General features: G+C 72.0%; 11 protein-coding genes. All 11 read right to left on the bottom strand.

Translation table 11 applies throughout. The features are described 5' to 3' along the window. Positions 1-126: 126 nt before the first annotated feature. Complete coding sequence (gene tmk, locus OG867_RS17475) at positions 127-3,450, bottom strand: dTMP kinase (protein ID WP_406286451.1); 3,324 nt, start codon at positions 3,448-3,450, stop codon at positions 127-129. A gap of 395 nt (positions 3,451-3,845) precedes the next feature. Next, on the bottom strand, positions 3,846-6,671 hold the full coding sequence (gene topA, locus OG867_RS17470; RefSeq protein ID WP_328900910.1) for a type I DNA topoisomerase: 2,826 nt from the start codon (positions 6,669-6,671) through the stop codon (positions 3,846-3,848). A 337-nt stretch (positions 6,672-7,008) separates the two neighbouring features. Next, positions 7,009-7,206, bottom strand: coding sequence for a hypothetical protein (locus tag OG867_RS17465; RefSeq protein ID WP_328900911.1), 198 nt, complete (start codon positions 7,204-7,206; stop codon positions 7,009-7,011). A gap of 99 nt (positions 7,207-7,305) precedes the next feature. After that, positions 7,306-8,067, bottom strand: coding sequence for an ABC transporter permease (locus OG867_RS17460; protein ID WP_328900912.1), 762 nt, complete (start codon positions 8,065-8,067; stop codon positions 7,306-7,308). Between the two features lie 147 nt (positions 8,068-8,214). After that, a complete protein-coding gene (locus tag OG867_RS17455; RefSeq protein WP_406286448.1) occupies positions 8,215-9,006 on the bottom strand; it encodes an ABC transporter permease in 792 nt (263 codons plus the stop codon). Then, entirely contained in the window at positions 9,003-10,052 is a 1,050-nt protein-coding gene (locus tag OG867_RS17450; protein WP_328900914.1) for an ABC transporter ATP-binding protein, read from the bottom strand. The genes OG867_RS17455 and OG867_RS17450 overlap by 4 nt, the downstream gene beginning before the upstream one ends. Positions 10,053-10,124: 72 nt before the next feature. Then, positions 10,125-11,132 (bottom strand): helix-turn-helix domain-containing protein, encoded by a 1,008-nt coding sequence (locus OG867_RS17445; protein ID WP_328900915.1) that lies wholly within the window; start codon positions 11,130-11,132, stop codon positions 10,125-10,127. Between the two features lie 4 nt (positions 11,133-11,136). Further along, positions 11,137-12,678: a methyltransferase gene (locus OG867_RS17440; RefSeq protein ID WP_328900916.1), complete on the bottom strand. Its 1,542-nt coding sequence runs from the start codon at positions 12,676-12,678 to the stop codon at positions 11,137-11,139. Positions 12,679-12,798: 120 nt separating this feature from the next. Beyond that, a complete protein-coding gene (locus tag OG867_RS17435; protein ID WP_406286445.1) occupies positions 12,799-13,455 on the bottom strand; it encodes a small secreted protein in 657 nt (218 codons plus the stop codon). 269 nt (positions 13,456-13,724) lie between these two features. Continuing rightward, entirely contained in the window at positions 13,725-14,192 is a 468-nt protein-coding gene (locus OG867_RS17430; protein WP_328900918.1) for an ATP-binding protein, read from the bottom strand. A 305-nt stretch (positions 14,193-14,497) separates the two neighbouring features. Next, positions 14,498-14,851 (bottom strand): STAS domain-containing protein, encoded by a 354-nt coding sequence (locus OG867_RS17425; RefSeq protein WP_003967428.1) that lies wholly within the window; start codon positions 14,849-14,851, stop codon positions 14,498-14,500. Positions 14,852-14,872: the final 21 nt, after the last annotated feature.

The raw sequence follows: 14,872 nt of genomic DNA, 5'->3' as shown, positions 1-14,872 counted from the left end.
TCGACGCGTGGCTCCCGTCGCTCCGGTCTCCCATTGTGAGGGACGGGTCTGACAACACGGACGCCGATGGCCCCGCACCAGGGAAAGGTGCGGGGCCATCGGCGTCGTCCCGTAAGGGCGTCCCGGTCAGCGGCGCGGCCGTCGTCCCCGGCCGCCCGAGGACTCCGGGCCCTCGTCGTCGTAACCGCCCAGCAGTTCGTCGGCCAGGCTGGGCAGGTCGTCCAGCGGGGTCTCCTCCGCCCAGTCGGGCCGGGGGCGCCGGGGCCGCTGCTGCTCCACGTGCGGGTCGGTGACCTGCGGCAGCTCACGGGTGCGCTCGTTCTCGCCCTCCGCCGGCCGCTCGTCCCGGAAGATGCCGCGCGGCACGCGGCCGGCCGGGTCGGAGTCCCGTACGCCGGCACCGCCCCCGGTGTCCTGCACGGCGGGCAGCACGGTCGTCTCCTCGGAGTCGTCCGAGAACTTCGGGATCACGGTCGTCTCGTCCTGGTCGGACGGCCAGGGCCCACGGCCGGAACCGGACGCCGGATCCCCGGGCGCGGGAACGGGCTGCGTGATCTCGTTCGGGTCCACGATCGGCGTGGGCACGGTCAACTCGTTGTCGGGCCCGGCGGGCTCGTCGCCGCTGCCGGAACCGCCGGCTTCCGAGCGCGACGACCCCCTGGAGTCCTGCCGCAGCCGGGATTCCTCCTCCTGGGCGGCCCGGGCGCGAGCCTCCTGCCGCGCGGCCAGGGCACTGGCCTCCTCCTCGCGGGCGGCCCGCTCACGGGCACGCTCCTCGGCGGCAGCCGCGTCGGCCCGAGCCTTCGCCTGGGCCTCCGCTTCCGCCTGGCGGCGGGCGGCCTCGGCCCGGAGCAGGGCCTCCTCGGCCTTGCGCTGCTTCTCCAGCCGCGCGACCTCGGCCTCCTTGCGGAGCCGGGATTCCTCTTCCGCCTGCCGGCGGAGCCGCTCCTGCTCCGCTTCGTACGCCGCTTCCTGGGCCTCGCGGCGCACGCGCTCGGCCTCGGCGACGCGGCGGGCCTCCTCGGCGCGCTGCCGCTCCTCCTCCGCCTTGCGGGCGGCCTCCTCCTCGGCGCGGAGCCTGGCCTCCTCGGCACGCTGCCGGGCCTCCTCCGCCTGGCGCTCGGCCTCGCGGCGGCGGGCCTCCTCCTCCTCGCGGCGCTTGCGCTCCTCCTCCTCGGCACGGAGCTTGGCGAGCTGTTCCTGCCGCTCGCGTTCCAGGCGCTCCTCCTCGGCCTTGCGGGCGGCTTCTTCCTCGGCGCGGCGCCTGGCCTCTTCCTCGGCGGCCCTGCGGGCCTCCTCGCGGGCCTTGATCTCGGCCTCGGAGAGCGGCAGGACCTGGTCGAGGCGGTGGCGTACGACGGTGGTGATGGCCTCCGGTTCCTGCGCGGCGTCCACCACGAGATAGCGCGTCGGGTCGGCGGCGGCCAGGGTCAGGAAGCCGGAACGCACCCGGGCGTGGAACTCGGGCGGCTCGGACTCCAGCCGGTCGGGCGCTTCGGTGAACCGTTCCCTCGCGGTCTCGGGCGCGACGTCCAGGAGGACGGTCAGATGCGGTACGAGGCCACTCGTCGCCCAGCGCGAGATGCGGGCGATCTCGGTGGGGGCCAGATCGCGGCCCGCGCCCTGGTAGGCGACGGACGAGTCGATGTAGCGGTCGGAGATGACGACGGCGCCGCGCTCCAGGGCCGGGCGGACGACCGAGTCGACGTGCTCGGCGCGGTCGGCGGCGTACAGCAGGGCCTCGGCCCGGTTGGAGAGCCCGGCCGACGACACGTCGAGCAGGATGGACCGCAGCCGCTTCCCGATCGGGGTCGCGCCCGGTTCACGGGTCACGACGACCTCGTGGCCCTTGGCCCGGATCCACGCGGCGAGCGCCTCGACCTGGGTGGACTTGCCGGCTCCGTCGCCGCCCTCCAGGGCGATGAAGAACCCGTTCGCGGCGGGCGCGACGGCCGGGTCGCCGCCGCGCAGCGCCTCGCGCAGATCGCGCCGCAGCGGTACGCCGGAGCGGTCGTCCGTCTTCGCGAGGACGATGACCGCGACGGGCAGCAGCAGGGCGCCGACCAGCATCAGGGTGAACGCGGCGCCGCCGTGCGCGAAGACGAAGTCGCCGATGGTCAGCCGGTGGGTGCCGATGGCCGCGGCGACCAGGGGGCCGCCGACCGCGCCGAGGGCGATGAGGATCCGGACGACGGACTGGAGGTGCTCGGTGATCCTGGTCCGGCGGGCCTCCTCGGTCTCCTGGTCGACCAGGACATGACCGGTGTTCGCGGCGACGCCCGCCGCGTATCCGGCGAGTACGGCGAGCAGGACGACGGTCGCGGTGTCCGGGACGAGGCCCATCGTCAGGAGGGCGATGCCCGTGACGGCGGTGGCGAACGAGAGCATCCGCCGCCGCGACAGGGTGGGCAGCACCTTCCCCGCCGTACGGATGCCCACACCCGTACCGCCGGTGAGGGCGAGGACCAGCAGAGCGAGGGTGACGGGCCCGCCGCCGAGGTCGCTGGCGTGCAGCACCGCGACAGCGGCCGCGGCCGCGACGGCTCCGGCGACCGCCGCGCAGGTGGCGACGATCAGCGGGATGGAACCGGTGCGGCCCTTGTCGGGGCCGTTCCCCGCGGACGGCCGGCGCAACCCTTCCAGGGGCGAGCGCGGGCGGGGCGTCTGCGTACGGGGCAGTTCCAGGAAGTACAGGGTGGAGATGGAGGCGGAGAACAGCCCGGCCGCGACGTACGAACCGAGGGCCGCCTGATGGAACGAGAACCAGTCCAGGCCGGAGCCCAGCAGGCTGCCGATCGCCGTGGCGACCAGCAGAACGGCCGCGGCGAGCGGAACGGCCGCGAAGTCCGTACGCAGGGACAGCCGGCGCAGAGCGTCGAGGTGATCCGGCAGCGGGCGCACGGCGGCGCCCTCGATCGGCGGGGCGGGCAGCAGCGCGGGTGCCGCGCTCTCCTTGGCGACGGTCCAGAGCCGTTCGGCCATCCCGGCCACGAAGACGGTGACGAGGATCATCGTGAGCGCGTTGGAGGGCGTCCAGTCGATCCACAGGGGCGCCACGACGAGCAGCAGAAGCCGCAACCCGTCGGCCCCGATCATCAGCCACCGCCGGTCGACCGGCCCGCCCGGCGCCGTGAGCGACGTCAACGGCCCCAGAAGTACGGCTCCGAAGAGCAGGGTGGAAATGATCCGGGCCCCGAACACGGCGGCGACGGCAAAGGCCGCCCCCCGGTATCCGGTCCCGAATGAGCCCTCGAGAACCGCCGCTTGCAGCGACAGCAGCACCAGCACGAGAAGGGCGAGTGCATCGCCGGTACCGCCGACGAGCTGGGCGCTCCACAACCGCTTCAGCGGAGGAACACGCAACAAGGCTCGTACGGCGCGCTCGCGTGAGTCTGCGGCAAGTGCGTCGGAGGTGGGGCTCACGACCGTAGGCTGCTCGGCTCGCGTCATCCGCCCAGCCTAACGGCCCACCCACATCCCCCGTGCCCCCACCCGAACAAACACCCAAGCCGCACACTCCAGCCCCCGGCGTTTGAGGCGCGGGGCCCGGGGCAAAACCCCGCCGCACACTCCAGCCCCGCCGGCGTTTGAGGCGCAGGGCCCGGGGCAAAACCCCGCCGCACACTCCAGCCCCGCCGGCGTTTGAGGCGCAGGGCCCGGGGCAAAACCCCGCCGCACACTCCAGCCCCGCCGGCGTTTGAGGCGCAGGGCCCGGGGCAAAACCCCGCCGCACACTCCAGCCCCGCCGGCGTTTGAGGCGCGGGGACCGGGGCAGAGCCCCGGTTTCGGGAAGGGGCGGGTAGGGGAAGAGGCCCGCCGCAGGCGCCCCACCCCACCCGACCCGCCTACTCCTCCGCCGCAGCCTTCTTGGCGACAGCCTTCTTCGCCGTCGTCTTCTTGGCCGTCGTCTTCTTGGCCGCAACCTTCTTCGTAGCCGCAGCCTTCTTCGCCGGCGCCTTCTTGGCCGCAGCCTTCTTGACCGTCTTCTTCTTCGCCGGCCCCTTGGCCCGCTTCTCCGCCAGCAGCTCGAACCCCCGCTCCGGCGTGATGTCCTCGACGCTGTCCCCGGTACGCAGCGTCGCGTTCGTCTCCCCATCGGTGACGTACGGACCGAACCGCCCGTCCTTGACGACGACCGGAGAACCGCTCACCGGATCCGTGCCCAGCTCCTTCAGCGGCGGCTTCGCCGCGGCCCGCCCCCGCTGCTTCGGCTGCGCGTAGATCGCCAGCGCCTCTTCGAGCGTGATGTCGAAGAGCTGGTCCTCGGAGGTCAGCGACCGCGAGTCCGTGCCCTTCTTCAGGTACGGCCCGTAGCGCCCGTTCTGCGCCGTGATCTCGACGCCTTCGGCATCCACCCCGACCACCCGCGGCAGCGACATCAGCTTGAGCGCGTCGGCCAGCGTCACCGTGTCGATCGACATCGACTTGAACAGCGAGGCCGTCCGCGGCTTCACCGCGTTCTTGCCGGTCTTCGGCGTGCCCTCGGGCAGCACCTCGGTGACGTACGGCCCGTAGCGGCCGTCCTTGGCGATGATCTGGTTCCCGCTGACCGGGTCCGCGCCGAGCTCGAAGTCGCCGCTCGGCTTGGCCAGCAGCTCCTCCGCGTACTCGACGGACAGCTCGTCGGGTGCCAGGTCCTCGGGGACGTCCGCGCGCTGGTGGCCCTCGGAGTCCTTCTCGCCGCGCTCGATGTAAGGACCGTAGCGGCCGACGCGAAGCTTGATGTCGTTGCCGACGGGGAAGGACGAGATCTCCCGCGCGTCGATCGCACCGAGGTCGGTGACGAGCTCCTTGAGCCCGCCGAGGTGGTCGCCGTCACCGTTGCCCGCGTCGGAGGCCGCCCCCGCACCGGCCGCGTCGTCGCCCTCCCGCGTACCGAAGTAGAACCGCTTCAGCCACGGCACGGACTGGGCCTCACCGCGTGCGATGCGGTCGAGGTCGTCCTCCATGCGGGCCGTGAAGTCGTAGTCCACGAGCCGGCCGAAGTGCTTCTCCAGCAGGTTGACCACGGCGAACGAGAGGAACGACGGCACCAGGGCCGTGCCCTTCTTGAACACATAGCCGCGGTCGAGGATCGTCCCGATGATCGAGGCGTACGTCGACGGCCGGCCGATCTCGCGCTCTTCGAGCTCCTTGACCAGCGACGCCTCGGTGTACCGGGCGGGCGGCTTCGTCGCGTGGCCGTCGACCGAGATCTCGTCGGCGGACAGCGCGTCGCCCTCGGTGACCTGCGGCAGCCGCCGCTCGCGGTCGTCCAGCTCGGCGTTCGGGTCGTCGGCGCCCTCGACGTACGCCTTCATGAAGCCGTGGAAGGTGATCGTCTTGCCGGACGCGGAGAACTCGGCGTCCCGCCCGTCGCTCGCCCGGCCGCCGATCTTGACGGTGACCGAGTTACCGGTCGCGTCCTTCATCTGGGAGGCGACGGTCCGCTTCCAGATCAGCTCGTACAGCCGGAACTGGTCACCGGTGAGGCCGGTCTCGGCAGGGGTGCGGAAGCGGTCGCCGGAGGGGCGGATCGCCTCGTGCGCCTCCTGCGCGTTCTTGACCTTGCCCGCGTAGGTACGTGGCTTCTCGGGCAGGTAGTTCGCCCCGTACAGCTGCGTGACCTGCGCCCGGGCCGCGGAGACCGCGGTGTCCGAGAGGGTCGTGGAGTCGGTACGCATATAGGTGATGAAGCCGTTCTCGTACAGCTTCTGCGCGACCTGCATCGTGGCCTTCGCCCCGAAGCCCAGCTTCCGGCTCGCCTCCTGCTGGAGGGTCGTCGTACGGAAGGGCGCGTACGGGGAGCGGCGGTACGGCTTCGACTCGACGGACCGCACGGCGAACGAGGAGTCCGCGAGCGCGGCGGCCAGGGCCCGGGCGTTCGCCTCGTCCAGGTGCAGCGTCTGGCCGGAGGCGGACTTCAGCTGGCCGTCCGCACCGAAGTCGCGGCCCTGGGCGATGCGGCGCCCGTCGACGGCGCTGAGCCGGGCCGTGAGCGTGGACGGGTCGGAGGCGTCGCCGCCCCGCCCGGTGGCGAAGGTTCCGGTCAGGTCCCAGTACTCGGCGGAGCGGAAGGCGATGCGCTCGCGCTCCCGTTCTACGACGAGCCGGGTGGCGACGGACTGGACGCGGCCCGCCGAGAGCTTCGGCATGACCTTCTTCCACAGGACCGGCGAGACCTCGTAGCCGTAGAGGCGGTCGAGGATGCGGCGGGTCTCCTGGGCGTCGACCATCCGCTGGTTCAGCTCGCGCGGGTTGGCGACGGCGGCGCGGATCGCGTCCTTGGTGATCTCGTGGAAGACCATCCGGTGGACGGGGACCTTGGGCCGCAGGACTTCCTGGAGGTGCCACGCGATGGCTTCGCCCTCGCGGTCCTCATCGGTGGCGAGGAAGAGTTCGTCGGACTCGGCCAGCAGCTGCTTCAGCTTCCTGACCTGGGCCTTCTTGTCGGCGTTGACGACGTAGATCGGCTCGAAGTCGTTCTCGACGTCGACGCCGAGGCGGCGCACCTCGCCGGTGTACTCGTCGGGCACCTCGGCGGCGCCGTTCGGGAGGTCGCGGATGTGCCCGACGCTCGCCTCGACAACGTATCCGGGGCCGAGATACCCCTTGATCGTCTTCGCCTTGGCAGGGGACTCGACAATGACGAGTCGGCGGCCGCCCTGTGCGGTCTCGCTGGTCGGGGACAACTTCGCTCTTCTCTCCGGTCGACGCTCGGTGGGCATCCGGGGCAGCGCGAGGGCGCTGCCGACAGTGCTGTCGCTGCGGAGTGTGACGGTACAACCCGCCCCCGTGTCAAACGGCAAAAGCCCGCAACGGCCACTCGAACGGTAACCCGACTTCCGCCATTCCTGCCGCCCGGCCCGCTCGGTCCGCCGCGCGCACGGCCACGGCCTGCGGGTTTCGGTACGGTCCGGACCGCCCTGCGGGTGCGGGGCGCGAGGCCCACGCGGCCCGGGCGTGTTTCCCGCCTCAGCACCGGGTCCCGGAGCGGCCCGGCCTCGTACGCCTGGCGCACCGGCACACTCACACGCGACCGAAGCACCACACCCCGAGGACGAGGAAAAGTACGCCGAAAACGGTGGCGAGTGCGGTGGATACAAGGGGGCGCACCCCGTACGCCACCGGCGCGCGGTTCAGCACGCGCGCCCCCGTCCACAGCAGCAGCGCCGCGCCGAACAGTGCGAACGTCGTTCCGGCGAGGACAGCGGGCCCGCTCTCCATTCGTACGCCTCCCTCTTCCCCTGCCGCATCTCGGCTACGCGGGGAGGCTCCCACCGCGGAGCGTCGCGGACGCCAACACGGGGTGAACAGCGGGGCCCGTCACATCACGTCGAGCGTCGCGCGCCGCCTGCTCCCCCGTTCGAACAGGGCCAGCAGGACGATGGCGAGCAGGGCGTACCCGGCACCCGTCAGCAGTTCCGCGGCGATCCCCCGGCCGTCGAGCCCGGCCCCGGCGGACAACTGACGCGCCGCGTCGGCGGCGTGAGTCAGCGGCAGTACGTCCCCGACGGCCCGCATCCACCCCGGCAGGGTCTCCCGCGGCACGTTCGCACCGGTCAGAAGCAGGAGTACGGAAGCGGCCACGTTCGATACGAGGAAGACGTCCCGGAAGCGCAGCCCCAGAGCCCCCAGCGCCAGGCCGAACGCGGAGCACCCGGCAGCGGCGGCGAGCAGGACCACGCCGAGCCCCGGAAGAGCCCCAAGCGGAATGCGCAGGCCGAGCAGGAGGCAGGCGGCGGAGAGCGTGAAGACGCTGATCACGAGACCGTTCAGCACATACGGAAGGGCCCGGCCGAACCAGAGCGGAGCACGATGGCGGGGGCTGAGCAGGACCGCGCCGAGCGTCCCGTAACGCCGTTCGTTGGCGACGGCCATCGTGCCGCCGTACACACAGGCTGTGGACGAGGAGATCACGGCGTTGCCGAGCAGGTAGAAGCGGTCGTCGGCGACGCCCAGCTGCCGTCCCAGGAAGACGAAGAAGAGGAGTTGCAGCAGCGGGCCGACGAGCAGGGTGCCGATGAACATGGGCGGTGTCGTCCAGTTGAAGAGCGCCCGGTACGAGAGGGCGCCACCGATCACCACGAGTCTTACCGAGGAAACGATCCGGCGATGGAGGCCAGGTGCGGAACCGGAATCCGCGTGGGGGATACGGGCGGGCATGCGGGCAACTCCTGGGATGGGGCGGAAGGGGATACGGGGGCGCGGGTCCGGCGCGGGCGACGCGCCGGGTCAGGCCAGGGCGAGGGTCGCGGCGGCCCGCGCGCGCTGCTCGACGCGTCCCAGCACGAGGACGGCGAGCAGCGCGTAGAGCGCCCCGAGTCCGAGGGCGGCACCCATCGGAACCAGCACCTCGGCCGCGCCCGCCCCGCCGGAGGTCGCCGCGTGCACCGCGCGGGAGCCCCAGGTGGTGGGGAGCGCCCAGGAGACCGGACGCGTCCAGTCCGGCAGCACGGTGATGGGCACGAGCATCCCGGAGAGCAGCCACACGGGGGCGTCCAGCGGGTTGGCCAGCGCGTTCGCGTTGCGCAGCAGGACGAAGGTGGCGGCGAGCAGCAGCCCCATCATCCCGAGCGAGAGCACACAGACCGGGACGGCGGCCAGGAAGAGCACCGGATGCGTGAAGTCCAGCGGCACATCGAAGAGCACGGCGCCCCAGAGCACCGTCGCGCCCATGGAGTAGGTGCCGATGACGGCGGTGGCCAGGGTGATGGGCAGCAGGACGAGGGCGAGCGGGGTGGGCGAGGCGACGAGCATTTCCAGGGTGCCCAGCCAGCGCTGGTTCTGCACGGCCCCGCCGGATCCGAAGAGGACCGAGGACCAGATGCCCATCAGCCCTGCTCCGACGGCCGCGGTCAGCAGCCGGTCGGGGTCGTCGGCGGCGCGGAAGAGGTAGACGGAGAGCGTCGCGTAGACCAGGGGCACAAGGACGGCGAAGGTGATCTCCAGCGGCGAACGGCTCATGTACGACACGTGTGTCCGCACGCCGACGGCGGTCAGGCGCAGGGCCCGGGCGGGCGTCACGCGGCGACCTCGCCGTCGAGGTGGCGGTCCGTTCCGGAGCCGGGGGCCTGCGGTGCGGGCTCCGCGCGGGACGGCTCGTCCGCCTCCTCCACGATCGCGATGTAGGCGTCCTCCAGCGTGGGTTCCCGGGTGACGACCCGTCCGACGCGGACCCCGTCGAGCGCTGCCAGGACCTGTCCGTGCAGGTCTGCGCCGTGCTCGGTCTGCACGATGACGGCCTGTCGGCTGCCGCGGTCCTCGGCGGCCACGCCCTGCACGCCGGCCAGGGCGCGGATGCGTTCGAGGTGGTCCTCGTCCGCCCCGTACGCCTCGATCTCCAGGATGCCGCGTTCCTGGACGCGGGACTTGAGCCGGTCCGGTGTGCCGAGCGCGCGGATGGTGCCGCCCGCGATGACGGCGATCCGGTCGCACAGCTCGTCGGCTTCGGCCATGTAATGCGTGGTCAGCAGCACCGTGGTGCCGTCGGCACGCAGGTCGGCGACGGTGCGGCGGAGGTCGCGCGCCGCCACCGGGTCCACGCCGATGGACGGTTCGTCCAGGAACAGGACGTCGGGGCTGTGCAGCAGGCCGCGCGCGATGTGCAAACGCTGCCGCATACCCCGCGAGTACCCCTCGACGCGCTCCTTCTCGCGCCCGGCGAGGCCGACCAGGTCGAGGAGTCCGGCGATCCGCCGCTTCTGGTCCCGGGGCTCGACTCCGTACAGCTCGGCGAAATAGCGCAGGTTGTCGAGGGCGGAGAGCCGGTCGTAAAGGCCCCGGTCGCCGCCGAAGACGTACCCGATCCGGCGGCGTACGGCCACCGGGTCGGACGCCACGTCGTGTCCCAGCACCCGGGCCGTGCCGGAGGTGGGCAGCAGCAGGGTGTTGAGCATCTTGATGGTGGTGGTCTTGCCCGCGCCGTTCGGCCCGAGGAGTCCGAAGAGCTCGCCGCGTGCCACCTCGAAGGTGATCCCCCGCACGGCTTCGGTCTCGGTGCGGCGCGGACGCAGGAAGCCGGTCCGGCTGGTGTAGGTGCGGCGCAGGTTCTTCGCCTCGATCGCAAGCATGGCCCGGACGCTAGGTCCGCCACTGCCGCCCTGCCATCGATTCGGAACCCCCCGAATCGTCCGCGCTTCCCCTTACGAGACCACGCGCAGAACGTCCTCCCCCGAGAGCAGCGCGAGGAGGGCGCGGCCGGTGTCGGTGAGCTGGTAGTAGACGCTGCGGCCTATTCGGTGCCGGGTGACGACATCGGCCTCGGCGAGGCCCGACAGATGCTCCGAGACCGTGCTCGGCGCGAGCCCCAGCCGGTCGGCTATCCCGGCGGTGGTGAGCGGTCCGCCGAGCTGGCGCAGCACGGAGGCCCGGCCCCGGCCCAGCAGCAGTCCGAGCCGGTCGCCGCTGTCGGCGCGCTCCACCGGCCGCTCGCGCAGGGCCCCCGCGCCACGCGCCTGGAAGGACACCGTCAGGACCTCGGGGTCGTCGGTGGAGTACAGACGGCAGCCCTCCGCGAAGACGAGGGGCACGAGCAGGAGCCGCCGTTCGCCCGCCCGGTACTCCGCGTCGATGTGCTTCGTCAGCTCCAGGACGGGTGGCTGCCACTTGGCCCGGCTCTCCAGGCCGGTGAAGAGCGCGTCGACGCCCTCGGTGGCGAAGGTCCGCGCCCGGATGAGTACTTCGTCCTCGACCAGGCGGCGCATGAGGGGCCAGTGGGCGGCCATCGCACCTTCCCAGTAAGCCCCGTACGCATCGGCGAGCGCCGCGCAGGCGCCTTCGGGATCGGCGAGATAGGGGCGTACGTACGGATGGTCCTCCAGCCCCGCGTAGTGCTCGGCGATCCCCGCGCGTACGACATCGGCCGGGGTGGTCCGTACGGCGTCGAGCTCCGTCCCGACGGAGGTGGCCCCGACCGGCCGGGGCAGCATGAAGTCGGGGAACTCGTGCGTGCCGTCGATCAGCAGCCGGAGCGCATGCGTCCGGTCGTCCTCGCGCAGCACCTCGCGGGCCCGCACCACCCACTCCTCGTACGGGCGGGAGGGGTGGCGGTGCGGCATCGCGAGGTGGAGGCTGCAGAAGGCGTCCCACAGCGGGCTGATGGCGATGCGGGTCGCGCCGAGCGACGCCTCGTCCAGCTCGATCCGGATCATCCGGTCACCGCCCGCCCGGGGGCAGCGGCTCCAGGAAGCCCTCCTCGACCAGCAGCCGGATGGCCTGCGGGGTGCGGTCCCGGAGCAGCACCGGGTCCTCGTTCATCAGCTGGGCGATGGCGTCGAGGATGCGCCCGGCGGGCAGCGAGCCGTCGCAGACACCGGCGAACCCGGCGCCGACCGCGTCGACCTTGGTGGCCCTTCGCATGCCCCGGTGCTGACGGAGCACCACATGCTCCGGGTCCTCCGCGCCGGGGAGCCCCACCTGCTCCTGGACCACCTCGGCGGCCAGGGTGAAGTGGGCGGCGAGGAGCGCCGCGTCGTCCTGCTCGCGCAGATAGTCCTGGCGGGCGAAGTGCGCCTCGACGGCGGGGCCGAGCGGCTGCTCCACCGCGTGCGGCCACTCCTCGATCACGACGGAGGGCTTCCCGGCTCCGGCCGCGGCTGACTTGCGCAGCGTGATCCAGCCGAAGCCGACGCCCTTCGTCCGCCGCGCCTCGAACTCGTCAAGCCAGGCGTCGTACCGCGCGTCGTACTCCGCCGGGTCGGTGCGGTGGTCGCCGCTGTCGCGCAGCCACAGCTCGGCGTACTGCGTGACGTCCTGCACCTCGCGCTGCACGATCCAGGCGTCGCACCCCTCCGGGACCCAGGTGCGCAGCCGGTCCTGCCACTCCTCGTCCTCGGTGTGCTCCCAGTTGGCCAGGAAGTGCGCGAAGCCACCCTCGTTGAGCCGGTCGCCGGTCTGCCGCACCAGGGTCCGGCACAGGTCGTCACCGGCCATTCCGCCGTCGCGGTAGGTGAGCCGGGCGCCCGGGGAGATGACGAACGGCGGGTTGGAGACGATCAGGTCGAAGGTCTCGGCGCCGACCGGCTCGTACAGCGAGCCCTCGCGCAGCTCGGCCGGGGCGGCGCCGGACAGGGCGAGGGTGAGGCGGGTGAACGCGAGGGCGCGCGGATTGAGGTCGGTCGCCGTGACCCTGGTGGCGTGCTGCGCGGCGTGCAGCGCCTGGATGCCGGAGCCCGTACCGATGTCGAGGGCGGAGTCGACGGGCTTGCGTACGGTGATCCCGGCCAGAGTGGTGGAGGCCCCACCGATGCCGAGGACGACGCCCTTCTCGCGGGAGCCGATCCCACCGGCGCCTCCCACCGCGCAGCCGAGGTCGGAGACGATGAACCAGTCCTCGCCGTCCGGCCCGCCGTACGGGCGCACATCGACGGTCGCCCGCACCTCGCCGGCCGTCTCGGCCAGCCAGCCGTCCGCCACGCACTCCTTCAGCGGGAGCACGGCCGCCGCCCGATCGACGGGCACGGGCCGCTGGAGGAGGAAGAGGCGCACCAGCGTGTCGAGCGGCGCGTCACCACGGGTGGCCCGCAACGCCGGAACCGTCTCACTGCGCGCCAGCGCGGCGTAGGCGGACGCGCCGAGCCGGTCGAGGAGCCCGTCGGCCGTGAACGCGGCCGCGAGCAGGGCCTCGCGGAACCGGTGCGCGTGGTCCGCCGCGGGAAGGTCTGCTGCGAAAAGGCTGGTCTTACTCACGTGCTCCATTGTGACGGCTCCCACTGACAACGGCAGCGGCCCGGCCACCGCACCGGGCGTCCCCGGGGTGGCCGGGCCGCTCACCCGGTTTCCGTCCGCTCTCCGCGGGCCGTGGCGCCGGCCGCCCGGTTACGCCTTCTTGCCGGCGGAAGCGGAGGGAGACGCTTCCTTCGACGGCTCGGTCGAAGGCTTGGCGGAGGGCTCGGAGTCGTCCGACGAGCCGCCCGAGGGAGACGCCGAGGCGGTCGGCTTCTGGCAGCCCTCCTGCTTGGCCATCGCGGTACCGACGTCGCCGGACTGGAGCTTCTGCAGCGCCTGGTCACCGCTGGTGCTGATCTTGTTCAGCTCCTCCGCGACGCCCTTGAGGCCGTCGGCGAACTTGCCCTGGTCCTTCGTCTCCAGGTCATCGACCTTCTCCTGGAGCTTCGCGTAGGCCGCGGAGGAGGCGTTGAGCTCCTTCACGGCCTCCTTCTGCGTGGTCTCACCGTCGTCCACCGGCGGCGGACCCGCCGAATCGACGGCCGAGCCCAGTGCCTTGTACGCCTGCGAGATCTGCTGGAAGGCTGCGGAGTCGGTCTTCTGGACGTCCGCGGGCTTGCTGTTGTCGGAGGTCTGCTGCTGGATGGACGCGTTGGCGTTCGCGATCTTCTGCAGCTGCGGCTGAACCTGGTCGCAGACCTTCTTCGCCCAGTCGTTCACCTTGTCATCGCTGTCGTCGCTGCAGCCCGACAGTGCCAGTACGAGTACCGCACCGCCGGACAGCGCGGCTGCAAGCTTCTTGTTCACCGGTTTGGTCCCTTCCAAGGCTCTCGGCCCCGGAACTTACACGCCGAACGCCCTCCATCCGGGCGCCAGGCGTCCGATAGGCAGGCTTTTGCAGCCATTTGCACCAAGGGAAATGAGGGATACGCAACTCACCCGAACAGCCCTCACCAAGGGGAACGCGCGAACGATTCTTCGCTCTCGCGGGAGAGCAGCCAGGTGGACGCAGCGTCAGAACGACGCAGCAGGAAGGCAACTGATCGCGCGTCGTTCGCGACGCCTGCCGGAGCAGCTCAGGGAAGAACAGCGACCGGCGTCTTCGGCCAGCTCATCCGGATGACTCCGCCATCCGCACCGGACCTGACCTCCACGTCGTCAACGAGGCCGCTGATGACCGCGAGGCCCATCTCGTCCTCGTCGTCGGCCTCGGCTTCGGGCTCATCGAGCCCTCCCCCGGAGCCGCCGCGTCGCCCGGAGACACCACCGGGAACGGAGCCGTCGGCGCCGGGGCCCGGCACCTCGTCCCCGACCTCGATGGCGAAGGTCTTCTCCTCCTCGATCAGGCGGACCGTGACGGGAGCCGTGATGCCGTGGCTGCGGTGCAGGCCGACGGCGCGGCTGCACGCCTCACCCACGGCGAGGCGGACCTCGTCAAGCACGGCCTCGTCCACTCCGGCCCTGCGCGCCACGGCCGCCGCCACGAGACGGGCGGTCCTGACGTGTTCGGGCTGGGCGCTGAAGCGGAGTTCAACGGTGGCCATGCGATCCCCCTCGAACGTACGTATGTGCATGCCAGGGACAGGCCGCGCGGCCCGGAGCTCCGGCTCCCTCTGCGGAGCCTGGCTCCCGGCGTCGAGCGGGCTCTCCCGGACGGATCGGGCGGCTGACGAACACCAGCCGACAAATAAATCGGCCACGGCCGCCGACCGGGTGATCCCGGCAGCCCGGGCACGCCCCACCGGCCACGGCGGGACAGGGACTGCCGCCCCGGCAGGCTCCCTGGGGAGCCGCCGCGGGCGGGGCCGCCGCCGGACCGGCACGAACCGGTCCGGCGCCGGACCGGATGTCAGTCGGTGGCCGCGACGGCCTCGTCAACCGTGGTGTGGATCGGGAACACCTTGGTCAGACCGGTGATCCGGAAAATCTTGAGAATGCGCTCCTGGTTGCACACCAGGCGCAGCGAGCCCTCATGGGCCCGCACCCGCTTCAGGCCGCCCACGAGCACGCCGAGGCCGGTGGAGTCGAGGAAGTCGACGCCTTCCATGTCGACAACCAGGTGGTAGCTGCCGTCATTCACCAACTCGACCAACTGCTCGCGCAGCTTGGGCGCGGTATACACATCAATCTCGCCACCGACCTCGACGACCGTACGGTCGCCACCAGGGCCGGACACATTGCGAGTCGACAAGGACAGGTCCACGGATCCTCCAGCACCTTGCTA

The organism is Streptomyces sp. NBC_00209 (genome assembly GCF_045206345.1).
In the GTDB taxonomy this organism is placed as follows: Bacteria; Actinomycetota; Actinomycetes; order Streptomycetales; family Streptomycetaceae; genus Streptomyces.
The sequence above is the reverse complement of the archived record's forward strand: the minus strand, read 5'-3'. Positions and strand labels throughout refer to the sequence as shown.